Consider the following 25156-nt stretch of genomic DNA (forward strand, 5'->3'; position numbering starts at 1 on the left):
GTCGTACGGCGAGCCGCCGTACGGGGGCTGCGGCGGGTAGGACATCAGAGCTTCTCCTCGCTCGCCTGGACGTACACCGCGCCCTGCCCGGACAGTTCCAGCTGGAACGCCTCGCCCGAGCCGCGGCCGATCATGTCGCGCCAACCCAGCGCGGTGGACAGCTTGTTGCGTACGTCGCCGCGGTGCGCCACGTACGCCTGCGGGTCGACGTGCACCGGCTGGCCGCCGGTGATCGGCAGCTCGAAGACGCCGCCGTGGGCCATCACCGCGACCGAGCCCCGGCCCTCCAGCCTGGTGGTGAACAGGCCCTGCCCGGTGACCTGCCCGCGGACCATGCCCATCACACCGCCCTGCGAGCCCATGAACATGGTCGACTGCCGCAGCGTGCCCTCGAAGGCCAGCAGCCGGTCCGCCTCGACGTACAGGGTGTCGTCGAACAGGTCGATCACGTGGACGTGGTGGCCGCCGTGGCCGAACATCACCCGGCCCTGGCCCTCGACGGTCATCAGCGGGGTGTCCTCGTTGGCGACCCGGCGGCCGATCATCGACATCACGCCGCCCTGCCCGCCGGTGATGTTCGGCGTGAAGCGGACGTCCCCGCTGTACGCGAGCATCGCGCCGCGCTGGCTGAACAGCCGTTGCCCGGGCACCACGAGGGCCTCGACCATCTTGCCGTTGATCTTCGTGAAGCCCATCAGACGTCGCCCCCGATGGTGATCTTCTCGGACGGCTGGACGTACACCAGGCCCTCGCCGGAGAACTCGATCTGGACGGCCTCGCCGCCGCCCTCCCCGATGACCGTGGTCCAGCCCGCGCCCGACTTCAGGCTGCGCTGCAGGGTGCCGGTGTGCGCCACGTAGGCGCCCGGGTCCACCCGCAGCGGCATGCTCTTGTCGACCCGCAGGATGACGGCCGGGCCGTTGGACGTGACGGCGGCCCAGCCGTGGCCCTCCACCTTGGTGGTGAACAGGCCGTTGCCGGAGGACATCCCGTTCAGCCCGGTGAAGCTGGTGCCGGTGTGCAGGCCCGACTCGGTGCAGAGCAGGTTGTCCGACTCGACGTACAGCGTCTCGCCGTTCAGCCGGACCAGGCTGATCTCGGTGGCCTTGTCGGCGAAGTAGCAGGTGCCCTGGCCCTTCACCTCCATGACCGTCATCCTCTCGCCGGTCAGCCGGCGGGTGACCATGCCGCGCAGGCCGTCCCCGCCGCCGGTCAGCTTCTTGAAGGCCATCTGCCCGGTGTAGGCGACCATCGAACCGTGTCGCGCCTTGACGGCGTCCCCGCCCAAGTCGACGGCGAGCACGCGCGATCCCTGGAGTCTGAACTGTGCCACGGCCGCAATCTAGCCGCTCCGGCCGGGGCACGGGGAGAGCGCGTGGCCGGACTGGTACCGGGCTGCGACAAACGCGCCGGTCAGGCCCGGACGCGCGCCCCCCGCTCGGGGCCCCCGGCGGCGCCGGCCGCCTGCTCGACCTCCAGCAGCGAGGCCGAGTGGCGCTCCGCCTCGAAGGCGGCCGCGCCGCCGCGCAGCCCGAACAGGCGCTTGGAGAGCATGATCCAGAGCACCGCCGCGATGTTCAGCACCAGGGTGCAGACCTTCAGCGCGCTGACGTGGTGGCTCAGCTCGTAGCCCTCCAGCGGCAGGAAGGCCGCGGTGGCGACCACCGTCAGGTACTCGGCCCAGCGCTTGTTCAGCCAGAGCCCGACCGCCTCGACGATCTCGACCACCGCGTAGGCGACCAGCGCGCCGGCCACGATCAGCAGGGTGCTCTTGCGGAAGTCGAAGGTCTTGCGGATGGTCTCGACGATCGGGGCGTGTTCGAGGTCCCAGTGGAAGTGGTCGGTGACCGGCCTGAACACCGAGAGGTTCTCGTCGAAGATCCGGTGCACCGCGTCCTGGCTGTTGGAGAACTTCCACACGGCCCAGGCGACCACCAGGATCAGCAGTCCGCGCAGCACCCGCTCGACGGCCAGGAAGCGCAGGATGAACAGGTCCCGCAGCGCCTTGCCGCGGGGCACCAGCGGCGCGTCCTCGGCCGGGCCGGAGCCGTGCGGGGCGCCCAGCGCGAAGTCGCCGCAGCGCAGGCAGCGCCAGGCGTCGCCGAGGGCGGTCGAGGCGTGCAGCCGGCCGGCCAGCTCGGGCTCCGCCGGCGCGTAGGTGATGTGGCCGCGCTTGGCGCAGGTCCTGCGGTCCCAGTCGAGCTTGAACATGTGGTGACTACCCCCGTGTGCGATGCCTCGGCGCCCGGATCGGTGGGCGCGCGGGCAGCAGGATAGGGGGTGCGGGCGGCGGGCGGCCGCGCTCGGCGGCGTCCGGCACAGAGCTGTGACAGGGCCGGCGGCCGTTGTGAGATCGGGCACGGTGGCCACCCCCGGCCCAGGGCCCGGGCATGTGCTCGGTGATAATGGGCCGGAAGCTTGTGAGTCGCTTCACAAGTGCGCCCCGCTCACGAGCGCGTCCCGTGTCCGCGCCGCCGACCCCCGTATCGAGGTACCCATCGTGAACAGCAGCGCCGTCCACCGCCTGCGCCTGGTCTCCGGCCCCGAAGGGGTCTCCTTCATCCTGCTGCTCATCTGCTCGGTGCTGAAGCGCACCACCTCGTTCGACGCCGTCCCGGTGATGGGCATGGTGCACGGCGTCCTGTTCATCCTGTACGTGGTCTTCTGGATCCAGGCCTGGCAGGCGCAGAAGTGGGACGCCAAGCGCGGCGTCCTGATGTTCGTGCTCGCGGTGGTGCCCACCGGCGGCTTCTTCGCCGAGCGGATGCTCGCCAAGGAGGAGCGGGGCGAGCTGAAGACCGCCACCGCCTGAGCCCCCGGCTCCTCGTGGACGGTCGACAGGCTGCCACGGCCTCCTCTCCCAAAGGGCCGCGGCAGCCTGTCGCCGTTTCTTACCGGGGGTGGCTCGGGCCGGTGCTACCGGCTGTGCGGTGGGCGGCTAGTTGACGTTCACCCCGCTCCACGCCGCCGCGACCGCGGCGTACTGGGTGCTGCTCGCGCCGTAGAGGTCGGTGGCGGCCTTCAGGGTCGCGGTGCGGGCGGCCTTGTAGTTGGTGGTGGAGGTCATGTAGACGGTCAGCGCGCGGTACCAGATGGCCGCCGCCTTGTCCCGGCCGATGCCGGTCACCGTCGAGCCGTTGGAGGTCGGGCTGTTGTAGCTGACCCCGTTGATCACCTTCGCCCCGCTGCCCTCGGAGAGCAGGTAGAAGAAGTGGTTGGCGACGCCCGAGGAGTAGTGGACGTCCTTGTTGCCGACGGTGGAGGACCAGTAGTCGGCCGAGGCGCCGTCCTTGGACGGCTTGTCCATGTAGCGCAGCGGGGTGCCGTTGCCGTTGATGTTGAGCTTCTCGCCGATCAGGTAGTCGCCCGGGTCGGCCGCGAGGTTGGCGGACCACTCGACCATGGTGCCGAAGATGTCCGAGGTGGCCTCGTTGAGGCCGCCGGACTCACCGGAGTAGATCAGGCCGGCGGTGGCGGAGGTGACGCCGTGGCTCATCTCGTGGCCGGAGACGTCGATGGCGGTCAGCGGGTGGGTGTTGCTCGCGCCGTCGCCGTACGTCATGCAGAAGCAGGAGTCGTCCCAGAACGCGTTGACGTAGTTGGTGCTGTAGTGCACCCGGCTCGCCGCGCCGACGCCGTTGTTCTTGATGCCGTTGCGGCCGAAGGTGTTCTTGTAGTAGTCCCAGGTGGCCGCGGCGCCGTACTGGGCGTCCACGGCCGCGGACTCGCGGTTGGACGGCAGGCCGTTGCCGAAGCTGTTGGTGGTGTTGCTGAAGAGCGTCCCGCTGCCCGAGGTGCCGCCCTTCAGGTCGGTGGTGGACTGGTTGCCCCGGGAGGCGTCCTTCAGCTGGTAGCTGGAACCGCTCTGGGTGGTGGTCAGCGAGACGCTGCCGACGTTGACGCCCTTGCCGGTGCCGGTGGCGGTCTGGACCTTCTCGTCGGTGGAGAGCACCTGGCCGGTGGCGGCGTCGGTGACGACCTCCTGGCGGCTCGGGGTGCCGTCCGCGCGCTGGCCCTCGACGACCGTGCGGTGGGCCAGCCGCGGGGCGCCGTCGGCGGCCCAGACGACCAGCTCGGTCGCGCCGGCGCCGTCGACCCGGCTGAGCGCGGCCTCGTCCCGGTCGGCGGCGGCGCCGACGGTGGCCCGCACGGCGGCGGTGGCCCGCTCGGCGGCCTGGGGCGCGGCGAGGCCCGGGGTCAGCGTGGGCACCGACAGCCGGCCCGCGAAGGCCCGGTCGACGGACTTCACCGAGCCGTCGGCCTTCTGGTGGACGACCAGGTCGCCGCCGATCACCGGCAGCCCTCCGTAGGTCCGGTCGTACCGCAGGTGGCGGGTGCCGTCCCGGTCCACCACCACGTCCTTGGGAACCAGCGCCTCCTGGTCGCCGAGGGCCAGGGCCCGGGCGACCGGGGCGCTCTGTCCGGAGGCCAGCGCGAGCAGCGCGGACTGCTGCTGCGCGGGCGAGGGGGCGGCGGCCTGGGCCGGGACGGCGGCGATCTGGATGACGCCGGCCAGCAGGGCGGTGGCGGAGAGTACGGCTCCGACAGTCAGCTTTCGCTTCACGTGCGGGGGTTCCTTCCACGAGACCCGCGGGTGCGTGCGGGTGCGCCGCGTACCGGGGCGCCGGGGTTGGCACCTTGGGGGCGGTAGGGCGCGGACGTGCCGGTCCCGTGCGGTTCCTGACGCTCCGCCGGAGTGGGTGGGGGTGGCGGAGGGTCGGACGGGACTTGGTCAGAAGCATGACAATTCTTGGCAGTCATGGACAGGGCGCCTTCGGGATTGGCCAAGAACCGCCAGTCCCGGTACGGATGGTTCGGCTGCCGCCCGTTGCCCGGTTTCCGGCGCTTCGTCCCCCTGGCGGGACTTCGCCAGCCGGACGGCCTTGACAGGCCGGACGCCCCGGACGCCCCGGACGGCCCGGCCTCCGGGGCGGACGCCCGGAACGGCGCGGGCGCCCGGGCCCTCCGGTGGGAGGGCCCGGGCGCCCGGTGCGCCGGTGCGGTGCGTCAGTTGACGTTGACGGCGGTCCAGGTCGCGGCGACCGCGGCGTACTCGGTGCTGCTCGCGCCGTAGAGGTCGGCGGCGGCCTTCAGGGTGCCGGTGCGGGCCGCCGCGTAGTTGGTGCTGGAGGTGAAGTAGGTGGTCAGCGCGCGGTACCAGATCTGCGCGGCCTTGTCCCGGCCGATGCCGGCCAGCGACGCGTTGTTGTAGGTCGGGCTGTTGTAGCTGACGCCGTTGACGGTCTTGGCGCCGCTGCCCTCGGCCAGCAGGTAGAAGAAGTGGTTGGCCACGCCGGAGGAGTAGTGGACGTCCAGGCCGCCGACCGAGGAGGACCAGTAGTCCGCCGAGCGCCCGTCCTTGGACGGCTGGTCCATGTAGCGCAGCGGCTTGCCGTCACCGTTGATGTTGATCTGCTCGCCGATCAGGTAGTCCGGCTTGTCGGCGGGCAGGTTGGCGTACCACTCGACCATGGTGCCGAAGATGTCCGAGGTGGCCTCGTTGAGGCCGCCGGACTCGCCGGAGTAGGTGAGGTTGGCGGTGGCGGAGGTGACGCCGTGGCTCATCTCGTGCCCGGCCACGTCCAGCGCGGTCAGCGGGTGGGTGTTGCTCGCGCCGTCGCCGTACGACATGCAGAAGCAGCTGTCGCTCCAGAACGCGTTCACGTAGTTGGAGCCGTAGTGGACCCGGCTGGTGGCGCCGACGCCGTCGTTCTTGATGCCGTTGCGGCCGAAGGTGTTCTTGTAGAAGTCCCAGGTGGCCGCGGCGCCGTACTGGGCGTCCACCGCGGCGGACTCCGCGTTGGTGGCCAGGCCGTTGCCGAAGCTGTCGGTGCTGTTGGCGACCAGCGTGCCGGAGCCGGAGGTCTTGTTCTTGAGGGTGTAGGTGGACTGCCCGCCGCGGGTCGCGTCCTTCAGCTGGTAGGAGGTGCCGCTCTGGGTGGTGGTCAGCGGGACGGTGCCGACGAAGACGCCCTTGCCGGTGCCGGCGGCGGTGCGCACCTGCTCGTGGCTGGCGAGCACCTGGCCGCTCGCGGCGTCGGTGACCAGCAGCTGGCTGCTCGGGGTGCCGTCGGCGCGCAGGCCCTCGACGGTGGTCCGGTAGGCCAGGCGCGGGTTGCCGTCGGAGGCCCACACGACCAGCTCGGCCTTCCCGGTCTGGTGGACCTCGGTCAGCGGGGACTCGTCCTCGTCGACGGCGATGCCGACGGTGGACTGCACGGCGCCGGTCGCCTGGGCGGCGGCCTTGTCGGCGGGGATCTGCGGGGTGAGGCTCGGCAGGGCGATGGTCGCGCCGGTGGCCCTGTCGACGGAGGTGGTCGAGCCGTCGGCCTTCTGGTGCACCACCAGGTCGCCGCCGAGGACGGGCAGGCCGGCGAAGGTGCGCTCGTAGCGCAGGTGGCGGGTGCCGTCGGCGTCCACCACGGCGTCCTTGGCGACGAGTTGCTCCTGGCCGCCCAGTGCCAGGGCGTGGGCCACCCGGCCGGCCTGGCCGTTCGCCAGGGCGATCAGGTCGGCGCGCTGCTGCCCGGCCCGGGAGTGCGGGGCGGGGTCCGCGATGGCCGCGGTGCCCTGGACGACACCGGTGAGCAGGGCGGTGGCGGAGAGTACGGCGACTGCGGCGAGCTTTCGCTTCACGAACGAGGTCCTTCCAGGAAACCGCTGGGCGCGGTCGCGCGGCGTTCCGGGGGCCGGGGACGGCACCTGAGGGGCGGAACGGGCGCTGACGGGCGAGGCCCCGGGCGGTCGGAGCGGCTTCGCCACCGGTGGGTGGGGGTGGTGGCTACCGAACGGGGTTGGCCGAAAGCATGACAATCGAGCAAATCAAATGACAGGTCTTGCTCATGAATTGGCCAAGTCCCGCCACCGTGAAGGAATGTGAAGCGAGGGGCAAAAGGGATGTACCGTCCTGGTCCGCAGCGGGTTTCCGTCCGAACCGAAGCCTGGTGGCGCGGCGCGGGGCGGATCCGGGGTCAGCCCCGGCGGGACGGCGGCGCGTTGCCGCCCGTTCATGCCGCCGCAATGTCCTGGTATGGACCTGGCCGTCCGATTGGCGGGTTCCCGCCACGTGTTGCGCTTGTCCACCATCAGGACGCCTGGTAGCACGCGCCCCTTCCGCCGGTACGGTAAGGAGGTGGCCAAGCCCCTCGCTCTCGACTTCGACCCGATCGCCCGCGCCGACGAGCTGTGGACCCGCCGCTGGGGCGGGGTCCCCTCGATGGCGGCGATCACCTCGATCATGCGCGCCCACCAGATCCTGCTCTCCCGGGTGGACGCGGTGCTCAAGCCGTACGGGCTGACCTTCGCCCGCTACGAGGCGCTGGTGCTGCTGACCTTCAGCCGGACCGGGGAGCTCTCGCTCTCCAAGATCGGCGAGCGGCTCATGGTCCACCCGACGAGCGTCACCAACACCGTCGACCGCCTGGAGCGGGCCGGGCTGGTCGCCCGCCGCCCCAACCCGCTGGACGGCCGCGGCGTGCTGGCCGCGATCACCGGGCGCGGCCGCGAGGTGGTCGAGGAGGCGACCAGGGAGCTGATGGCGATGGAGTTCGGCCTGGAGGAGTACGACGCCGCGCAGTGCCGCCAGGTCTTCGAGCTGCTCCGGCCGCTGCGGGTCGCGGCCGGCGACTTCACGGACCCGGCCGACTCCGCCGACTCCGGAGACTCCGGAGACTCCGCCGAGGGGGCTGCGAAGGGCGGGGCGTGAAGGCGGCTACCCTCGTGTGAGCGGTGCGCGGATCCGGGCGTACCGGCCGACACTGCCGAGCGAGGCGAGGAAGATCATGAAGGCGACCCCCCTGCTGGGCTGGTACCGGGCCCTGGCCGTCGCGACCGGTGTGGCGCTGCTGGTGTTCTGCGGCTTCATGGTCGCGAAGTACGGCTTCGACGCCGCCCAGGACGTGACCACCTACGTCGCGATGCTGCACGGCTACCTCTACATCGGGTACTTCGTGGTGACCTTCATGCTCGGGCAGAAGCTCAAGTGGCCGATGGGCCGGCTGGTGCTCACCCTGGCGGCGGGCTGCATCCCCTTCCTCTCCTTCGTCTTCGAGCGCAAGGTGGCCCGCGAGGCCGCCGCGGCGCTCCCGGTGGGCGACGCCGCCCGCCAGCCGGCCGGCGTCTGACCGCGCAGCCCGACCCGCGGCCCGGCACGGGCCCGCGCGAGCGCCCCTTCCCCGACCGGGGGAGGGGCGCTCCGGCGTTCCCGGGCCCGCGGCCGCCGCGCGGGGCGGATCCGGCGCCGCCGGCGGTTGTCCGTCGACAAGTACTAGGACGTCCGAGTAAATTGTTAGGACGTCCTACTAGCTGTGCCGCCCGTCGCCGTGGCGGCCGTACTGAGCGGAGTTCGGGGTCATGGACGCCGAGGAGATCGAGCGCGGCCGGCAGCGCTGGCAGCAGCGGTACGACAGGGCCCGCAAGCGCGACGCGGACTTCACCACCCTCTCCGGGGACGAGGTCGAGCCGGTCTACGGCCCGCCCGCCGGGCAGGCAGTGGAGGGCTTCGAGCGGATCGGCTGGCCGGGCGAGTACCCGTACACCCGCGGTCTGCACCCGACCGGCTACCGCGGCCGGACCTGGACCATCCGGCAGTTCGCCGGCTTCGGCAACGCCCGGCAGACCAACGAGCGCTACCGGATGATCCTGGACGCGGGCGGCGGCGGCCTCTCGGTCGCCTTCGACATGCCCACCCTGATGGGCTACGACTCGGACGACCCGAAGTCGCTGGGCGAGGTCGGCCACTGCGGCGTGGCCATCGACTCGGCCGCGGACATGGAGGTGCTGTTCGCCGGCATCCCGCTCGGCGAGGTCACCACCTCGATGACGATCAGCGGCCCGGCCGTGCCGATCTTCTGCATGTACCTGGTCGCCGCCGAGCGCCAGGGCGTGGACCCCGCCGTGCTCAACGGCACCCTCCAGACGGACATCTTCAAGGAGTACATCGCCCAGAAGGAGTGGCTCTTCGCCCCCGAGCCGCACCTGCGCCTGATCGGCGACCTGATGGCCTACTGCGCCGAGGGCATCCCCGCGTACAAGCCGCTGTCCGTCTCCGGCTACCACATCCGCGAGGCCGGGGCGACGGCCGCGCAGGAGCTGGCGTACACCCTCGCGGACGGCTTCGGCTACGTCGAGCTGGGCCTGTCCCGCGGCCTGGACGTGGACGTCTTCGCCCCCGGCCTGTCCTTCTTCTTCGACGCCCACGTGGACTTCTTCGAGGAGATCGCCAAGTTCCGCGCGGCGCGCCGGATCTGGGCCCGCTGGATGCGCGAGCACTTCGGCGCCAAGACGGACAAGGCGCAGTGGCTGCGCTTCCACACCCAGACGGCCGGCGTCTCGCTGACCGCGCAGCAGCCGTACAACAACGTGGTCCGCACCGCCGTCGAGGCGCTGGCCGCGGTGCTCGGCGGCACCAACTCGCTGCACACCAACGCGCTGGACGAGACCCTGGCGCTGCCCTCCGAGCAGGCCGCCGAGATCGCCCTGCGCACCCAGCAGGTGCTGATGGAGGAGACCGGCGTCGCCAACGTCGCCGACCCGCTGGGCGGTTCCTGGTACGTCGAGGCGCTGACCGACCGGATCGAGCAGCAGGCCGAGGCGATCTTCCAGCGGATCCTGGACAAGGGCCGCGAGGACCACGAGATCGGCCCGATCACCTCGGGCATCCTGCGCGGCATCGAGGAGGGCTGGTTCACCGGGGAGATCGCCGAGGCGGCCTTCCAGTACCAGCAGTCGGTGGAGAAGGGCGACAAGCGCGTGGTCGGCGTCAACTGCCACCCGCGCAGCGTCACCCCCGAGCTGGAGATCCTGCGGGTCAGCCACGAGGTCGAGCGCGAGCAGGTCCGGGTGCTGCGCGAGCGCAAGGCGGCCCGGGACGACGCGGCCGTCCGGGCCGGGCTGGACGCCGTGCTGGCGGCGGCGCGCTCGGGCGAGTCGATGATCCCGCCGATGCTGGACGCGGTGCGCGCCGAGGCGACGCTGGGCGAGATCTGCAACGCGCTGCGGCAGGAGTGGGGGACGTACCAGGAGAACGCCATGTTCTGACCGGCCCGGCCGGGCGCCGCGGAGCCGCCGTACGGGATCCCGTACGGCGGCTCCGCCGTGTCCTGCGCCGTGTCCTGCGCCGGGTCCTCAGTCGGGGAGGTCGGCGAGGAGCGGCCCGAGCAGCAGGTCGCTGAAGCGGCGGGTCCACTCCGGGGTGATCGGCTCGCCGCTGACCAGGACGCGGTGCTCGACGGTGCCCGCGATGGTGTCGAAGATGATGTCGACCTCCTCGCGGGCCGAGGCGGCGTCGGTGTCCGGGCCGAGTTCGCCGCGGGCCTGGGCCGCCGCCCGGCCCTGGCGGACCAGCCGCTTCTGCGGGTCGACGATGGACTCGCGGATCCGGCGCCGCAGCTGGCGGTCGCGGGTGCCCTCGGCGAACAGCGCGAGCAGCGCGGCCTGGGTCTCCGGGCGGGCCAGCAGGTCGGCGAACTGCGCCACCACGGCCTCGATGTCGGCCCGCAGGCTGCCGAGGTCGGGCATCACCAGGTCGTCGAAGAGGCTGGCGACGGCGTCCACCACCAGCTCGTTCTTGGACGGCCAGCGGCGGTACAGGGTGGTCTTGGCGACCCCGGCGCGGCTGGCCACGTGGCCCATGGTGAGCCCGCCCCAGCCGAGTTCGGCCAGGGCCTCGCGGGTGGCGTCGAGGATGGCGCGGTCGGCGGCGGCGCTGCGCGGGCGGCCCTTGGCCCGGGCGGCGGCCGCGGGTTCCGGGGCGGGGCAGGCCGGGGCGGAGCACACCTGGCCGGTGCTCGCCGTGCTGTCCGGGCTCGCTGGGGGCTGGGCGGCCGGCACCGGGCCTCCTTGCGCTTTACTGGTAAGTAACTTGGGTGGGGCTGGTAACCGTAGCGACTGTTCGCCCGTTCGGGCAGCGGGGCGGGCCGGGAAAGTGGGGCAGGTCACGTCGCCGAACCGCCGGTGGGGCTTGCGGGCGGGGCACCGGCTCCAGTTACGCTACGACTCGTAGCGAAAGCAGTGACAACCAGGCGCCGCCTCCCGTGGGACGGGAGCGGCGTGGGCGCGGGTGGGGATCCGCGCCGAACGGTCCAGGCTACCGGGGGAGGGGCACCGCGCCCGGGAACCCGCACCGCGCGGCCCGCGCGGGGCGACTTTCCGGAGGTTGGTGCCCGCGAGCAGCGCGGACGGGGGAGGATGGTGCCATGCAGCCACGGAATTCGCGTCTCAACAGCTCCGCCCTGCGCGGAGCCGTCGACCTCGCCGCAGTGAAGGCGGCCGGCGAAGCCGCCCAGAAGGCCGAGCAGGCCCGGGCCGAGCGGGCCCGCCAGGCGGCCGCCGCCGAATCGGCCGGGGTCGCCCCCGCCCAGCCCGCCTACCAGCTCGTCATCGACGTCACCGAGGACACCTTCGAGACCGAGGTCGTCCAGCGCTCCACCGAGGTGCCGGTCGTCATCGACTTCTGGGCCGAGTGGTGCGGGCCCTGCAAGCAGCTGAGCCCGGTCCTGGAGGGGCTGGTCGAGGAGTACGCCGGCCGCTTCGTGCTCGCCAAGATCGACGTGGACGCCAACCCGCTGCTCTCGCAGCAGTTCGGCATCCAGGGCATCCCGGCGGTGATGGCCGTGGTGGCCGGCCAGCTGGTGCCGCTGTTCCAGGGGGCCGAGAGCGCCGCCAACATCCGCAAGATCCTGGACCAGCTGATCCTGGTCGCCGAGCAGCGCTTCGGCGTGGTCGGCGGCGCGGCCGCCCCGGGCGGGGCCGCTCCCGAGGCCCCGGCGCGCCCGGAGGACCCGGCGCTGTCCGCCGCGCACGACGCGCTGGACGCCGGGGACCTGGGCGGTGCCATCCAGGCGTACCGGAACGTGCTGGCCGACCAGCCGGGCAACGCCGAGGCCAAGCTGGGCCTGGCCCAGGCCGAGCTGCTGCGGCGGGTCGAGGGCCTGGACCTCCAGACCGTCCGGGCGGCGGCCGCCGCCGACCCGAAGGACCTCCGGGCCCAGCTGGAGGCGGCCGACCTGGACCTGGTCGGCGGCCACGTCGAGGACGCCTTCGGGCGGCTGGTGGCCACCGTCGGGCGGACGGCCGGCGAGGACCGGGACACCGCCCGGCTGCGCCTGCTGGAGCTGTTCGAGGTGATCGGCCCGGAGGACCCGCGGGTCGTCGCGGCCCGTACGGCGCTGGCCCGCGTGCTGTTCTGAGCCGGGCTCGGCACCCGCGCCCGGTCCGGCTCCGCGCCCGCGCCGGGTCCGGTGCCTGGCACGGCGGATGACCTGCGGTGTCGCCTGGTGATTTGGCGACAATCCGGTCAACCGGACAGAGGTTTACCAAATCTTGATTTCACCCGTGGGTGGTCACCTTGTGTGACCACCCACGGGTGTTTCGCCGGTGTTTCCGGCAGATTTCCCCGTCACCAATCCTTCAAGGCGTCACGCACGGTGCGAATCACCCCGATTCCGTGATCGCCTCCACCTGATGTTGCATTACCCGTCAGTAAGGCACCTCTTGTGCTTCGCCCGGGATTCAAGCACGATCGGCCACGCCCGGTCCCGGGCTCCACCCCCGACTCCGGTCGGCCACGCGGAGCGCGGGATCCCCACCGGGCGGTCCGCCGGCCCCGGCCGGCGGGAGGGAGGGCAGGGGGGTATCCGCGGTCCCACGGCGGTTCCTGTCCTTCGACCGGCCGCGCGGCCCTGCGCGGTCGCTGGTTGTCGCTCGGGGGTGATCGCCGATGTCGTCGGCCCTGCCCGCCGTCCCGCCAGGACGGCCGGTGCTCGGACGGGAGGCCCGCTGCACGCCGGCCGCTCCCGCGTCCGCCGACGCCCAAGGCGCTCTCCGCTACCGAGGACGTAGCTCTCTCCCATCCCAGGCCCCCACCGGTGCGGGACGCGCCGCCGGGGAGCCGGAGATGTACGTCCTAGAAGGAGGACTCGCATGTCCCAGACCTACGGCAAGACCCGCTGGAAGCGCTTCGCCCTGGTGATGGTGCCGAGCGTCGCGGCCACCGCGATGGTCGGCGTCTCGATCGCCAACAGCGCGCTCGCCGCCTCGTTCAGCATCTCCGGCCAGTCGTTCAAGGTGAGCACCACCCACCTGCACGGGAGCAACTTCGCCCAGTTCGGCACCGTCGACGTCGAGGCCAACGGCACGCTGCACCCGGTCGCCGTCTCGGCCTTCGACCACGCCGACATCGAGAACCTGTGCCAGTCGGTGGTGACCGACCTGTCCGGCTTCGGCCTGGGCAAGATCACCCTCCAGCTCAACGCCGGTACCGAGGCGGGCAAGCCGGTCCAGGCCGACAACCTGCTGATCGACCTGGAGCAGCTGAAGGCGGACGCGACCTTCACCGACATCAACATCGGCCAGGACGCCTCCACCCTCACCGGCTCGGCGACCCAGGGCTGGGCGCCCCACCCGGCCGTCCAGAAGGCGACCGGCAACAAGGGCCTGCCGACCGGCGGCACCGGCTTCGCCCAGGCCGCGAAGGAGGCCGATCTGACCGGCGTCCAGCAGACCGCCCGGGCCACCTCCGCCGGAACGTTCAAGCTGAACGGTCTGAGCCTCTCGCTGAAGAACGGCGACGGCAAGGGCAACGAATGCTTCTGAGCCTCGCCTGACGGCGCGCCGCACGGCGCGCCCGAGTGACGGCCCCGGGCCGGGACGGCGGTGCTCCGCCGCCCCGGCCCACCTCCATCGTTCCTCCCTCGTAGCGACGTCGAGGAGTTGCACCATGTCCAGCGCAACGGTCGAGACGCGGCCCCAGCGGCAGAACCCCGCCGGGTGGCTCTGGCGGCACTTCCGTGAGTTCCGCCGCACCAGGCCCTTCTGGGGCGGACTGCTGGCCATGATCGCCGGCGTCCCGATCCTCTACTTCCCCTACGCGCACCTGTCGTTCGGCGGCCTGACCATCGCGATGTCCACCACGGCGGGCGCCGGCTCGCTGATCATCGGGGTGCTGATGGCCATCCTCGGGCTGACCGCGTGGTTCCAGCCCGCGGTACGGGTCTTCGCGGGCATCGCGACCATCCTGCTGACGCTGGTGTCGATCCCGGTCTCCAACCTCGCGGGCTTCGGGCTGGCGCTGCTGCCGGGCCTGGTCGGCGGCGGGCTGATGGTCTCCTGGGCGCCGCTGCCCGAGCCGTCCGCCGCCCCGGCGAGGGCCCGGCGCCGGCGCCGTCCCGGGGGCGCCGCCCAGGCGACGGCCGGGAACGCCGCCGCCCGTGCCGCCGACGAGCCGCCCACGGCCGTGCTGCCCGCCCAGGGCGGCCGGCCGCAGCCGGAGGACGGGGCCGCCGTCCCGCGGCAGGCCGCGGCCGTGGACCAGGAGGAGGCGCGGTGACCGGGCCGGCCGAGCAAGCCGACGGCACGACCGCTCCCGCACCGCGCTCCGGCCGGCACGCCGCGCCGCGCACGCCGGTACGGGTCCGGCTGCGGGGCCGGGCGCTGGCGATGGCCGCGGTGCCGACCGCGCTGCTGATGGCCGCCGCCTACACGCCCAACCCGGCGGTCGCCGAGTCCGCGGCCGGCAAGCCCTGCGGCACCGCGCCGGCCACCGTGCCGGACGTCGCGCCGATCGAGACGCCGGTGCCCAGGAGCGAGCTGCCCGAGCCGCCGGGCCCGTCCACCGGAGCGGGCCAGGGCCCGACCGCGGCGCCCGCGCCCGGCGCGTCGACCGACCCGGGCTCGGTGCCGACCGGGACGCCGACCACCGCGCCCGCCCAGGCGCCGACCGCGCCGGCCGAGCGCTCCGCCGCGACCGGCGGCGCGACCGGCGGCGCGACCGCGTCCGGCGCGACCGTGTCCAGCGCGGTCTACCGCGGCGACGCCGACGGCGCCGGTACGGCGGACCGGACCGGGCTGATCGACGACCTCGTCAACGGCGTCAACCGGCTGTTCACCCCGAACGGCTCGCCCACCCCGACCCCGGGCGGCGCCCCGACGACCCCCGCCCCGCCCACCGGCCCGGCCACCCCGACGGCCCCCGCCCCGCGCACCGGCACCCCGGCGCAGCCCGCCCAGCCGCAGTCCCAGCCTCCGGCCGCCGCCCCGCAGACCGAGCCGTCCGCGGCCGGCGCCGCGACCGGCGCGCCCTCGCCCGCCGCCACGCCCGCCGCCACGCCGAGCAGCCGGCCGAAGCCGTCCGCGACGCCCTCCGCGGGAGCCCCGGCGACGCCCTCCGGCACCCCGTCCGGCACGCCCACCGAGAACCCCGACTGCGACGTGGACGCGCGGGGCCTGACCGCCGGCGCGGCCGCCCCCGGGCACGTCGTGCCCGAGCAGAACTGGACCCTGAAGACCAGCCGGCTCGCCCTGCACGGCGCGGCCTTCCACGGCGTGTACGACGTACGGACCCCGACCGGCAGCAAGCGCGTCCTGAAGTTCGTGGTCGACAGCGTGGACATCGACAACCTCGACATGTCGACCCTGGAGGGCAACGGCGTCACCTTCCACGTCCAGGGCGGCCCCGGGACGACCTCGACCATGCGCAAGGGCCCGATCACCATGTACGTGGAGCGGCTGTCCGGCCACCTCTCCAAGGTGCTCGGCCTGCCGATCCCGATCGACCTCGGCGAGATCACCCTCACCCCGGACACCCTGCCGCGCTGGCTGTACGACCTGATCGGCGCCATCCCGATCCCGCTCGACCTGGAGCTGACCGGCGTCACCGCCAAGCAGGCCGGCCAGTTCGGCGGCACCCTGCACATCCCGGGGATGCACCTGTTCAACGACGACGCGCCCTACAGCGACAAGTAGCGGACGCCCCAACGCCCGTGGGGCGGCCCTCCCGGAGGAGGACCGCCCCACGGGCGTTCAGGGCTGACGGGGGCTCACTCGCCCCGGGTGCCCAGGTGGTGCACCTGCACCATGTTGGTGGTGCCGGGGACGCCGACCGGGACACCGGCGGTGACGATGACGGTGTCGCCCTGGGCGAGCCGGCCGAGCCTCAGCAGCTCCCGGTCGACCTGCGCGACCATCGCGTCGGTGGTGGCCACCTGCTCCGTCACGTACGCCTCGACGCCCCAGCTCAGCGAGAGCTGGTTGCGGGTGGCGACGTCCGGGGTGAAGGCGATCACCGGGATCGGCGAGCGGTAGCGGGACAGCCGGCGCGCGGTGTCGCCGGACTTGGTGAAGGCGACCAGCGCCTTGCCGTCCAGGAAGTCGCCCAGCTCGCACGCGGCGCGGGCGACGGAGCCGCCCTGGGTGCGCGGCTTGCGGCCCGGGTTGAGCGGCTGGAGGCCCTGGGAGACCAGCTCCTCCTCGGCCTTCTCGCAGATCCGGCTCATGGTGCGGACGGTCTCGACCGGGTACTTGCCGACGCTCGACTCGGCGGACAGCATGACCGCGTCGGCGCCGTCCAGGATGGCGTTGGCGACGTCGGAGACCTCGGCGCGGGTCGGCCGCGAGGCGTGGATCATCGACTCCATCATCTGGGTGGCGACGATGACCGGCTTGGCGTTGCGGCGGGCCAGGGTGATCAGCTGCTTCTGGACCAGCGGCACCCGCTCCAGCGGGTACTCCACGGCCAGGTCGCCGCGGGCGACCATGATGGCGTCGAAGGCGAGGACGATCTCCTCCATGGCCTCGACGGCCTGCGGCTTCTCGATCTTGGCGATGACCGGCACCCGGATGCCGACCTCGTCCATGACCTCGTGGACGTCCTTGATGTCGTCCGCGTTGCGGACGAAGGACAGCGCGATCATGTCGACGCCCAGGCGCAGCGCGAAGCGCAGGTCGTCCTTGTCCTTCTCGGACAGGGCGGGCACGTTCACGGCCGCGCCGGGCAGGTTGATGCCCTTGTTGTTCGAGAGCACGCCGCCCTCGACCACCACGGTCCTCACCCGCGGGCCGTCGACGCTGACGACCTCAAGGGCGATGACGCCGTCGTTGATCAGGATCGGGTCGCCGGGCTTCACGTCGCCGGGCAGGCCCTTGTAGGTGGTTCCGCAGATGTGCTGGTCACCGGGGACGTCCTCGGTGGTGATGGTGAACTCGTCGCCGTTGTCGACGGTCACCGGGCCGTTGGCGAAGGTCGCCAGACGGATCTTCGGACCCTGGAGGTCGGCCAGGACGCCGATGGCCTTGCCGGTGTCCTCCGAGACCTGGCGGACCTTGCGGTACCGCTCCTCGTGGTCCGCGTGGTTGCCGTGGCTCATGTTCAGTCGGGCGACGTTCATGCCCGCCTCGACGATGGCCTTCAGCTGTTCGTAGGAGTCCGTCGCCGGACCCAGGGTGCAGACAATTTTCGCTCGGCGCATATGGATCAGTCTATCCGTTCGTGTTATGGGTGCATTCGGCACGGACCGGGAGGAATCGCCGACGAAAGCTTCCGAGGAGTGAGACGAATCCGTATCAGTCCTCGGACTCCCGGCGTTCCCGGTGCACCAGCGCGAAGGCCTGTCGGGCGATCTCCAGCTCCTCGTCGGTGGGCACCACGGCGACCGCCACCCGGGCGTACTCGGGCGAGACGAGCCGGGCCGCGCCGGACCGCACCGAGTTCAGCTCCGGGTCGACGGCGATGCCCAGCTCCTCCAGCCCCGCGGTGGCCGCCGCGCGCACCGGCGCCGCGTTCTCCCCGACGCCGGCGGTGAACGCGATCGCGTCCACCCGGCCGAGCACCGCGTAGTAGCCGCCGATGTACTTGCGCAGCCGGTGGATGTACGCGTCGAACGCCAGCCGTGCGTCGGCGTCCCCCTCGTCGGCCCGGCGCATGATCTCGCGCATGTCGTTCTCGCCGCACAGCCCGCGCAGGCCGCTGCGGCGGTTGAGCAGGTCGTCGATCTCGTCCACGGACAGCCCGCCGACCCGGTGCAGGTGGAACACCACGCCGGCGTCGATGTCGCCCGATCGGGTGCCCATGACCAGGCCCTCCAGCGGGGTCAGGCCCATCGAGGTGTCCACGCAGCGCCCGCCGCTGACCGCCGAGGCGGAGGCCCCGTTGCCCAGGTGCAGCACGATCACGTTGACCTCGGCCGGGTCCTTGCCGATCAGCCGGGCGGTGGCCCGCGAGACGTACTGGTGGGAGGTGCCGTGGAAGCCGTAGCGGCGCACCCGGTGCTCGTCGGCGACGGCCTTGTCGATCGCGTACCGGGCCGAGTACTCGGGCATCGAGGCGTGGAAGGCGGTGTCGAACACGGCCACCTGGGGGAGGTCGGGGCGCAGCGCCCGGGCGACCTCGATGCCGGTGATGTTGGCCGGGTTGTGCAGCGGGGCGACGGGGATCAGCCGGCGGATCTCCTTGAGCACGTCGTCGGTGACGACGGTCGGCTCGGTGAAGCGCAGGCCGCCGTGCACCACCCGGTGGCCGATCGCGGCCAGCTCGGGGGAGTCCAGCCCGAGGGCGTCGGCGGACAGCTCCTCGGCGACGGCCTTGAGCGCGGCGGCGTGGTCCGGGAAGGCCTGGACGGTCTCCCGGGGCTCGCCGGTGCGCGGGGTGTGCACCAGCCGGCCGCCGGCCTCGCCGATCCGCTCGACCAGCCCGGAGGCCAGCTTCGCGCCGTCCAGCATGTCGATCAGCTGGTACTTCACCGACGAGGAGCCGGCGTTCAGGACCAGGACGCGGGTGCCGTTCCTCATGCGCCCGCCTCGCCGCGCCCGGCGGCCGCGCCGCGGGATCCGCGCCCGGTGGTGGTTCGCTCGTTCACGCCTGCGCCTCCTTGTGGTCCTGGGACTGGATGGCGGTGATCGCGACGGTGTTGACGATGTCCTGCACCAGCGCCCCGCGGGAAAGGTCGTTGACGGGCTTGCGCAGCCCCTGGAGCACCGGGCCCACCGCGACCGCGCCGGCCGATCGCTGGACGGCCTTGTAGGTGTTGTTGCCGGTGTTGAGGTCCGGGAAGATCAGCACGGTGGCGCGGCCCGCCACCGGCGAGCCCGGCAGCTTGGTTGCCGCGACGCGGGCGTCCACCGCCGCGTCGTACTGGATCGGGCCCTCGACCAGGATGTCCGGGCGCAGCTCGCGGACCAGCTCGGTGGCCTTGCGGACCTTGTCGACGTCCGCGCCGGAGCCGGAGGTGCCGGTCGAGTACGAGAGCATCGCGACCCTCGGCTCCACCCCGAACTGGGCGGCGGTGGCGGCCGACTGGATGGCGATGTCGGCCAGCTGCTGGGCGTCCGGGTCGGGGTTGACCGCGCAGTCGCCGTACACCAGCACCCGGTCGGCCAGGCACATGAAGAACACCGAGGAGACGATCGCGGCGCCGGGCGAGGTCTTGATCACCTCGAAGGCGGGCCGGATGGTGGCGGCGGTGGAGTGCGCCGCGCCGGAGACCATGCCGTCCGCGATGCCCTCCTGGACCATCAGGGTGCCGAAGTACGAGACGTCGGCGACCACGTCCAGGGCGAGCTCGACGGTCATCCCCTTGTGGGCGCGCAGCTTCGCGTACAGCTCGGCGAACTGGCGGCGCAGCGGGCTGGTGGCCGGGTCGACGATCCGCACCTGGGCGCGGTCGGCGCCCGGCTCCTCCGCGGGCAGGTCGATGCTCAGGGCCGCGGCCTTGCGGCGGACGGCGTCCGCGTCGCCGAGGAGGGTGAGGTCGCAGATGTTGCGGCGCAGCAGGATCTCGGCGGCGCGCAGCACCCGCTCCTCGGTGCCCTCCGGGAGCACGACGTGCCGGCGGGCGCCCCGGGCGCGCTCCAGCAGCTCGTGCTCGAACATCATCGGGGTGACCCGCTCGGACCGGCCGACCTCGATCAGGTTGGTCAACTCGGCGGTGTCGACGTGCAGTTCGAACAGGCCGAGGGCGATCTCGGCCTTCCGGGGGCTGGCCGAGCCGAGCTTGCCCTCCAGGTGGGTCAGGTGGGCGGCGGTGGGCCAGCTGCCCTCGGGGACGACGGCGACCGGGGTGCCGGGGGCGAGCCGGGCGGCCAGCGCCATCACGTTGGGGCCGGGGTGCTGGCCGAGGGTCAGCAGCACGCCCGCGATCGGCGGGGCGCCGGCGGCGTGCGCGGCCAGTGAGCCGACCACCAGGTCGGCGCGGTCCCCGGGGGTGACCACCAGGGCGCCCTCGGTCAGCGCGTCCAGGAAGGTGGGCAGCATGGCGCCGCCGAAGACGTAGCCGCGCACGTCCCGGGCGAGCCCGGCGGCGTCCCCGACCAGCACCTCGGCGCCGGTCGCCTCGACCAGCTGCGCGACGGTGGGCGCGGCCAGGGCCGGCTCCTCCGGGATGACGTAGGCGGGGATCGGCAGCTTCTCGGTCAGGGTGCGCTGGATGCGCTGCTTGGCGCCGGGGGCGACCCGGTTGGCGATCATCGCCAGGGTCTCGCAGCCGAGGTCGGTGTACGCCCGGTGGGCGTTGCGCACCTCGGCGACGACCGTCTCGGCGTCCCCGCCGTGGCCGCCGACCACCGGCAGCACGGCGGCGCCGAACTCGTTGGCCAGCCGGGCGTTGAAGGCCAGCTCGTCCGGGATGCTGGTGTCGGCGAAGTCGGTGCCGAGGACCAGGACGGCCTGGCAGCGCCGCTCCAGGGCGTGGAAGCGGTCGACGAGGGCGGAGACCAGCTCGTCCTGCCCCTGGGCGGCCTGGAGCGCGGCGGCCTCCTCGTAGCTGAGGCCGTACAGCTCGGTGCTCGGCAGGTCGATCCGGTAGCGGTCACGCAGCAGCTCGACCACGTGGTCCGTGCCCGGGCGGCCGGGCTCGGAGGCGTGCACCAGCGGGCGGAACACCCCGACCCGGTCCACCTGGCGGGTGAGCAGTTCCATGACCCCGAGTTCGACCGCCTGCCGGCCGTCCCCCCGGTCGATGCCGGTCACGTACACGCTGCGCGCCACGTGGGTGTCTCCGTCCCGTCGTCTCGGAAAGTGGTCATATCGACCATACCTTCGCACCCCGAACGGCCGTCCGCGAGCAGAACGGCCGCCTCCGGACAAGGGTCGGAGGTCCTTCCGGAGGTCCTCCGGGGGCCCGCCCCGCGGAGCGGGCCCCCGGCCCTCGGCGCGCGGGGCCTCAGCGGGCGGGGCGGAGCCAGACGGTGGCGAGCGGGGGGAGGACGAGTTCGGCGGAGCGGGGCTGGCCGTCCCACTCCACCGCCTCGGCCTTGACCGGGCGGGAGTTGCCGACGCCGCTGCCGCCGTACTGCTCGGCGTCGGTGTTCAGCACCTCCTCCCACAGCTGCTCGCGGCCCGCCAGCCGGGGCAGGCCGACCCGGTGGCCGTGCCGGACGACCGGCGAGAAGTTGCAGACGGCGACGAGCGGCGAGCCGTCGGCCGCGTACCGGACGTAGGAGAGCAGGTTGTCCTCGGCGGCGCCGCCGTCGAGCCAGCGGAAGCCCTCCGGCACGGTGTCCAGCTCCCACAGTGCCGGGGTGTCGAGGTAGTGCCGGTTGAGGTCGCGGACGAGGCGGCGCACCCCGAGGTGGTCCCGGTGGGCCGGCCACTGCTCGTCGAGCACCCACCACTGCGGGCCCTGCTCGTGGTCCCACTCCGCGCCCTGGGCGAACTCCTGCCCCATGAAGAGCAGCTGCTTGCCCGGGTGCGACCACATGAAGCCGAGGTAGGCGCGGTGGTTGGCGCGCTGCTGCCACCAGTCGCCGGGCATCTTGGAGACCAGCGCCTGCTTGCCGTGCACCACCTCGTCGTGCGAGATCGGCAGGACGTAGTTCTCCGAGAAGGCGTACACCATCGAGAAGGTGATCTCGTTGTGGTGGTACTTGCGGTGCACCGGCTCCTTGGACATGTAGACCAGCGAGTCGTGCATCCAGCCCATGTTCCACTTCAGCCCGAAGCCGAGCCCGCCGGCGTCGGTGGGGCGGGTGACGCCGTCCCAGGCGGTGGACTCCTCGGCGACGGTCACCACGCCCGGGCAGCGCCGGTAGACGGTGGCGTTCATCTCCTGGAGGAAGGCGGCCGCGTCCAGGTTCTCCCGGCCGCCGAACCGGTTGGGCGTCCAGGCGCCGCCCTCGCGGGAGTAGTCGAGGTAGAGCATCGAGGCGACGGCGTCCACCCGCAGGCCGTCGACGTGGAACTCCTCGCACCAGTACACCGCGTTGGCGACGAGGAAGTTGCGCACCTCCTTGCGGCCGTAGTCGAACTCCAGCGTCCCCCAGTCCGGGTGCTCGGCGCGCAGCGGGTCGGCCGGCTCGTACAGCGGCTCGCCGTCGAAGCGGGCGAGCGCGAAGTCGTCCTTGGGGAAGTGCGCGGGCACCCAGTCGACGATCACGCCGATGCCGTGCCGGTGCAGGGTGTCCACCAGGTACCGGAAGTCGTCCGGGCCGCCGAGCCGGGCGGTGGGGGCGTAGTAGCCGGACACCTGGTAGCCCCAGGAGCCGCCGAAGGGGTGCTCCATCACCGGCATGAGCTCCACGTGGGTGAAGTTCAGGTCCCGGAGGTAGCGCGGCAGTTCCTCGGCGATGGCGCGGTAGCTGGTGAGGTCCGGGCGCCAGGACGGCAGGTGCAGCTCGTAGACCGACATCGGCGCCCGGTGGTGCGCGGTGCGGGCCCGGCGGGCCATCCACTCGCCGTCCTGCCAGACGTGGCCGGAGGAGGTGACCACCGAGGCGGTGCCGGGCGGGCACTGGGCGGCCCGGGCCAGCGGGTCGGCCTTGTCCAGCACCCAGCCCTGCCGGGTGTGGATCTCGTACTTGTAGGTGGCGCCCTCGGCCAGGCCGGGGACGAACAGCTCCCAGACCCCGGAGGAGCCCAGCGAGCGCATCGGGTGCCCGGTGCCGTCCCAGTGGTTGAAGTCGCCGATCAGCCGAACGCCGACGGCGTTCGGCGCCCAGACCGCGAAGGCGGTGCCGCGCACCCCGTCGACGGTGCGCACGTGCGAGCCGAGCGCCCGCCACAGCTGCTCGTGCCGGCCCTCGGAGATCAGGTGCAGGTCGAGCTCGCCGAGGGTGGGCGGGATGCGGTAGCCGTCGTGCTGGCGCAGCGGCTCGCCGCCGGGGTACGTCACCAGCAGGGTGTACTCGGGGGGCTCGCCGCCGGCCACCAGGCCGGTGAACAACCCGCCCTGCTGGTGGGTGAGTTCGGCCGGCCCGTGGGCGGTCTCGACGACCACCCGCTCGGCGAACGGGCGCAGCACCCGGATCGCCGTGCCGCCGTTTACCGGGTGCGCGCCGAGCAGCGCGTGCGGGTCGTGGTGCTGCCCGCCGACCAGCCGGTCCACCTCGGCGGGCGGCAGCGGCGCCTCGGGCAGCCGCAGCGCCCCGGTGGGGGCCGGGCGGTCGGCCCCCCGGGGCCCCCCGGCGGCGGGCTCCCCGACGGCGGGACGGGCGGCGGGCGGGCGGCCGGCCGGGGACTCCGATCCGGCGCCCCCCGCTTCCTCCTCGGCCGCCCGGGGCGCCTCGCGCTCGCGGCCGGCGCGGCCTTCGGCGGCCCGCCCCTCGGCGGGGAGCGGTCCGGCCAGGAAGGTGGCCGGCACGGGGCGGGTGGGGCGGCCGGTCGGGTCGATCGGCGTCACGGCGGGGTTCCTCCTGCGGCGGGGTGGGTGAACTCCTGCGGGCGGGACAGGGAGCGGGGGGTCAGACGGACAGGGCCAGCCGGTTGATCGCGGCCAGCGGGATCGGCAGCCAGCTCGGCCGGTGCCGGGCCTCGTACACCACCTCGTACACCGCCTTGTCGATCTCCAGCGCCCGCATCAGCTCCGGGGAGGCGGCCGGGTCCGCGCCGCCGCCCGCGGTGTAGCCGGCGCAGTAGGCGGTGCGGTTGCGCTGGGCCCAGGCGGCGGCGAGGTGGGCCAGTTCCGGGTCGACGGGGCCGCCGGCCAGCAGGTGGGCGGCGGCGTAGTCGAAGGAGCGCAGCATCGCGGCGACGTCGCGCAGGGCCGGCTGCGGCTCGCGGCGCTCGTTGACGGACTTGGCCGGCTCGCCCTCGAAGTCCAGCAGCACCCAGCCGTGCGGGGTGCGCATCGCCTGGCCGAGGTGCAGGTCGCCGTGGATGCGCTGGACCGGCAGGCCGTCCGGGTGGGCGTCGGCGAGCTGCTGGAAGGCGGCGCGCAGCGCGGCCCGGAAGCGCAGCAGCCCGGGGACGGCGGCGACGGCGCTGTCCAGCCGGTCGGCCATGGCGCCGGCCAGCCGCCCGGTCTGGGTGCGGTCGAGCCGGGCGACCGGCATCGAGCGGGCCAGTACCCGGTGCACCTCGGCGGTGGCCCGGCCGAGCCGGTGCGCCTCGATGGCGAAGTTGCCCGGGGCGCGGTCCCCCTTGAGCCGGCCGACCTGGTCGAGGGCGAGCTCCCAGCCGTCCTCGGCGTCCGGCAGGTAGCGCTGGAGCAGTCCGAGGGTGGCGGGCTCGGCCCGCTCCATCCGGCTCTCGAACCAGGCGGCGACCCGGGGGATGCGGGTGGAGCCGGCCCGGGAGAGGGCGAGCGAGAGTTCGAGGTCCGGGTTGGTGCCGGGGTGGACGCGGCGGAACAGCTTGAGGATGTACGAGGTGCCGTAGATGACCGAGCTGTTGGACTGCTCGGCGGTGGAGGCGCGGCCGGGGAGGTTGGCGGGCAGCCCGGAGCCGGGGGTGCGGCGGAAGGACAGCGCGCCGAAGCGGTCCCCGGTGGCCAGGTGCTCCAGGAGCCGCCCGGTGAGCTCCGGGTCGTGCACCGCGTCGTAGAGGGTCGCGCCGTCGTACGGGCCCTGGCTGAGCCGCCCGAGCACGGCGGCGGGCCCGATGTCCCGGACCCCGCCCGAGCGGATGCCGAGCAGCAGCTGGTAGATGTCGCCGTGCGGGGCGCCGGCCGTGCTGGCGTGCTCGACCCGCAGCAGCAGGTGGAGCAGGGCCGGGTCGCCGACCTGGAGCGGGGTGCCGACCACCGGGATCAGGGCGGTGATGGGCCGCCCCTTGCCGGCGTACCAGCGCTGGGTGGGCAGCCACGAGGCGATCAGGGGCAGGGCGGCTTGGACGAGTTCGCTGACGCCCAGGGCGGTTCTCCGGACCCCGGTGCCCCGGGGGCCCGCCGCGGGGGCGGAACCGGTGGGGGCGTCGCCCCGGAGGTCGGCTTGAGAACGGGAGGTTTCGGACATGGCTCCCTTTCCCCGGAAGCGCGCGGACGGCCCGACGGGTCGTGGCCGGGTCCGTCAGTCTTCCGGATTGCGGCGGCGCGGCGGTCGCGGCACGCGAGCGGGGCTCGGGTGTCACGCCTTCGTGTGGGTGGCCGTTGGGCTGTTCTCCGTACGCGGTGGTGCAGAGAACTCCGGGGGCGCCGGCGTTCGAATCGCGCCCCCGGAGGGTCTGGTGGTGCTG

Annotated in this window: 19 protein-coding genes; 8 read left to right on the plus strand and 11 right to left on the minus strand. The window is 73.2% G+C overall.

Annotation, left to right across the window (positions count from 1 at the left end):
• Positions 1-44: 44 nt before the first annotated feature.
• The 3 genes from ACH5AR_RS21615 to ACH5AR_RS21625 all read right to left on the minus strand — a co-directional run bounded on the left by ACH5AR_RS21615 (position 45) and on the right by ACH5AR_RS21625 (position 2211).
• Entirely contained in the window at positions 45-695 is a 651-nt protein-coding gene (locus ACH5AR_RS21615) for an AIM24 family protein (RefSeq protein ID WP_396303066.1), read from the minus strand.
• The gene (locus ACH5AR_RS21620; protein WP_396303067.1) at positions 695-1333 is read right to left on the minus strand and encodes an AIM24 family protein; all 639 of its coding nucleotides are present in this window, start codon (positions 1331-1333) and stop codon (positions 695-697) included. Before ACH5AR_RS21620 ends, ACH5AR_RS21615 begins: the two co-directional genes overlap by 1 nt.
• An 80-nt stretch (positions 1334-1413) precedes the next feature.
• Entirely contained in the window at positions 1414-2211 is a 798-nt protein-coding gene (locus ACH5AR_RS21625; RefSeq protein ID WP_396303068.1) for a DUF2127 domain-containing protein, read from the minus strand.
• Between the two features lie 286 nt (positions 2212-2497).
• Between ACH5AR_RS21625 and ACH5AR_RS21630 the strand changes: the two genes are divergently transcribed.
• On the plus strand, positions 2498-2812 hold the full coding sequence (locus ACH5AR_RS21630; protein ID WP_396303205.1) for a DUF3817 domain-containing protein: 315 nt from the start codon (positions 2498-2500) through the stop codon (positions 2810-2812).
• A 126-nt stretch (positions 2813-2938) separates the two neighbouring features.
• Here ACH5AR_RS21630 and ACH5AR_RS21635 read toward each other — a convergent pair whose 3' ends face one another.
• On the minus strand, positions 2939-4564 hold the full coding sequence (locus tag ACH5AR_RS21635; protein ID WP_396303069.1) for a M4 family metallopeptidase: 1626 nt from the start codon (positions 4562-4564) through the stop codon (positions 2939-2941).
• A gap of 443 nt (positions 4565-5007) precedes the next feature.
• The gene (locus ACH5AR_RS21640; protein WP_396303070.1) at positions 5008-6636 is read right to left on the minus strand and encodes a M4 family metallopeptidase; all 1629 of its coding nucleotides are present in this window, start codon (positions 6634-6636) and stop codon (positions 5008-5010) included.
• Between the two features lie 496 nt (positions 6637-7132).
• On the opposite strand from ACH5AR_RS21640, the gene ACH5AR_RS21645 reads away from it, so the two are divergent.
• From ACH5AR_RS21645 to ACH5AR_RS21655, 3 genes are all read left to right on the plus strand, one after another.
• On the plus strand, positions 7133-7705 hold the full coding sequence (locus ACH5AR_RS21645) for a MarR family winged helix-turn-helix transcriptional regulator (RefSeq protein ID WP_396303071.1): 573 nt from the start codon (positions 7133-7135) through the stop codon (positions 7703-7705).
• A gap of 76 nt (positions 7706-7781) precedes the next feature.
• A complete protein-coding gene (locus ACH5AR_RS21650) occupies positions 7782-8123 on the plus strand; it encodes a DUF3817 domain-containing protein (protein ID WP_396303072.1) in 342 nt (113 codons plus the stop codon).
• A gap of 229 nt (positions 8124-8352) precedes the next feature.
• Positions 8353-10038, plus strand: a complete 1686-nt coding sequence (locus ACH5AR_RS21655) for a methylmalonyl-CoA mutase (protein ID WP_396303073.1) — start codon at positions 8353-8355, stop codon at positions 10036-10038.
• 87 nt (positions 10039-10125) lie between these two features.
• Here ACH5AR_RS21655 and ACH5AR_RS21660 read toward each other — a convergent pair whose 3' ends face one another.
• Positions 10126-10776 carry a TetR/AcrR family transcriptional regulator gene (locus tag ACH5AR_RS21660; protein WP_396303206.1) on the minus strand — a complete coding sequence of 217 codons (651 nt, stop codon included), beginning with the start codon at positions 10774-10776 and terminating at the stop codon, positions 10126-10128.
• Between the two features lie 419 nt (positions 10777-11195).
• Between ACH5AR_RS21660 and ACH5AR_RS21665 the strand changes: the two genes are divergently transcribed.
• From ACH5AR_RS21665 to ACH5AR_RS21680, 4 genes are all read left to right on the plus strand, one after another.
• Positions 11196-12188 carry a tetratricopeptide repeat protein gene (locus ACH5AR_RS21665; protein WP_396303074.1) on the plus strand — a complete coding sequence of 331 codons (993 nt, stop codon included), beginning with the start codon at positions 11196-11198 and terminating at the stop codon, positions 12186-12188.
• A gap of 733 nt (positions 12189-12921) precedes the next feature.
• Positions 12922-13593 (plus strand): DUF6230 family protein, encoded by a 672-nt coding sequence (locus ACH5AR_RS21670; RefSeq protein ID WP_396303075.1) that lies wholly within the window; start codon positions 12922-12924, stop codon positions 13591-13593.
• Between the two features lie 124 nt (positions 13594-13717).
• On the plus strand, positions 13718-14326 hold the full coding sequence (locus ACH5AR_RS21675) for a DUF6114 domain-containing protein (protein ID WP_396303076.1): 609 nt from the start codon (positions 13718-13720) through the stop codon (positions 14324-14326).
• Positions 14323-15741: a hypothetical protein gene (locus ACH5AR_RS21680; RefSeq protein WP_396303077.1), complete on the plus strand. Its 1419-nt coding sequence runs from the start codon at positions 14323-14325 to the stop codon at positions 15739-15741. Before ACH5AR_RS21675 ends, ACH5AR_RS21680 begins: the two co-directional genes overlap by 4 nt.
• A 74-nt stretch (positions 15742-15815) precedes the next feature.
• On the opposite strand, the gene pyk is transcribed toward ACH5AR_RS21680, so the two are convergent.
• From pyk to ACH5AR_RS21705, 5 genes are all read right to left on the minus strand, one after another.
• Positions 15816-17243 carry a pyruvate kinase gene (gene pyk, locus ACH5AR_RS21685; protein ID WP_396303078.1) on the minus strand — a complete coding sequence of 476 codons (1428 nt, stop codon included), beginning with the start codon at positions 17241-17243 and terminating at the stop codon, positions 15816-15818.
• 94 nt (positions 17244-17337) lie between these two features.
• Positions 17338-18561: an acetate kinase gene (locus tag ACH5AR_RS21690; RefSeq protein ID WP_396303079.1), complete on the minus strand. Its 1224-nt coding sequence runs from the start codon at positions 18559-18561 to the stop codon at positions 17338-17340.
• Between the two features lie 64 nt (positions 18562-18625).
• On the minus strand, positions 18626-20755 hold the full coding sequence (gene pta / locus ACH5AR_RS21695) for a phosphate acetyltransferase (protein ID WP_396303080.1): 2130 nt from the start codon (positions 20753-20755) through the stop codon (positions 18626-18628).
• A gap of 175 nt (positions 20756-20930) precedes the next feature.
• Positions 20931-23384 carry a 1,4-alpha-glucan branching enzyme gene (gene glgB, locus ACH5AR_RS21700; protein ID WP_396303081.1) on the minus strand — a complete coding sequence of 818 codons (2454 nt, stop codon included), beginning with the start codon at positions 23382-23384 and terminating at the stop codon, positions 20931-20933.
• Between the two features lie 61 nt (positions 23385-23445).
• Entirely contained in the window at positions 23446-24936 is a 1491-nt protein-coding gene (locus tag ACH5AR_RS21705; RefSeq protein WP_396303082.1) for a phosphotransferase, read from the minus strand.
• Positions 24937-25156: the final 220 nt, after the last annotated feature.

Origin of the sequence: Kitasatospora sp. NPDC018619, from assembly GCF_044391605.1 — a bacterium.
Lineage (GTDB): Bacteria > Actinomycetota > Actinomycetes > Streptomycetales > Streptomycetaceae > Kitasatospora.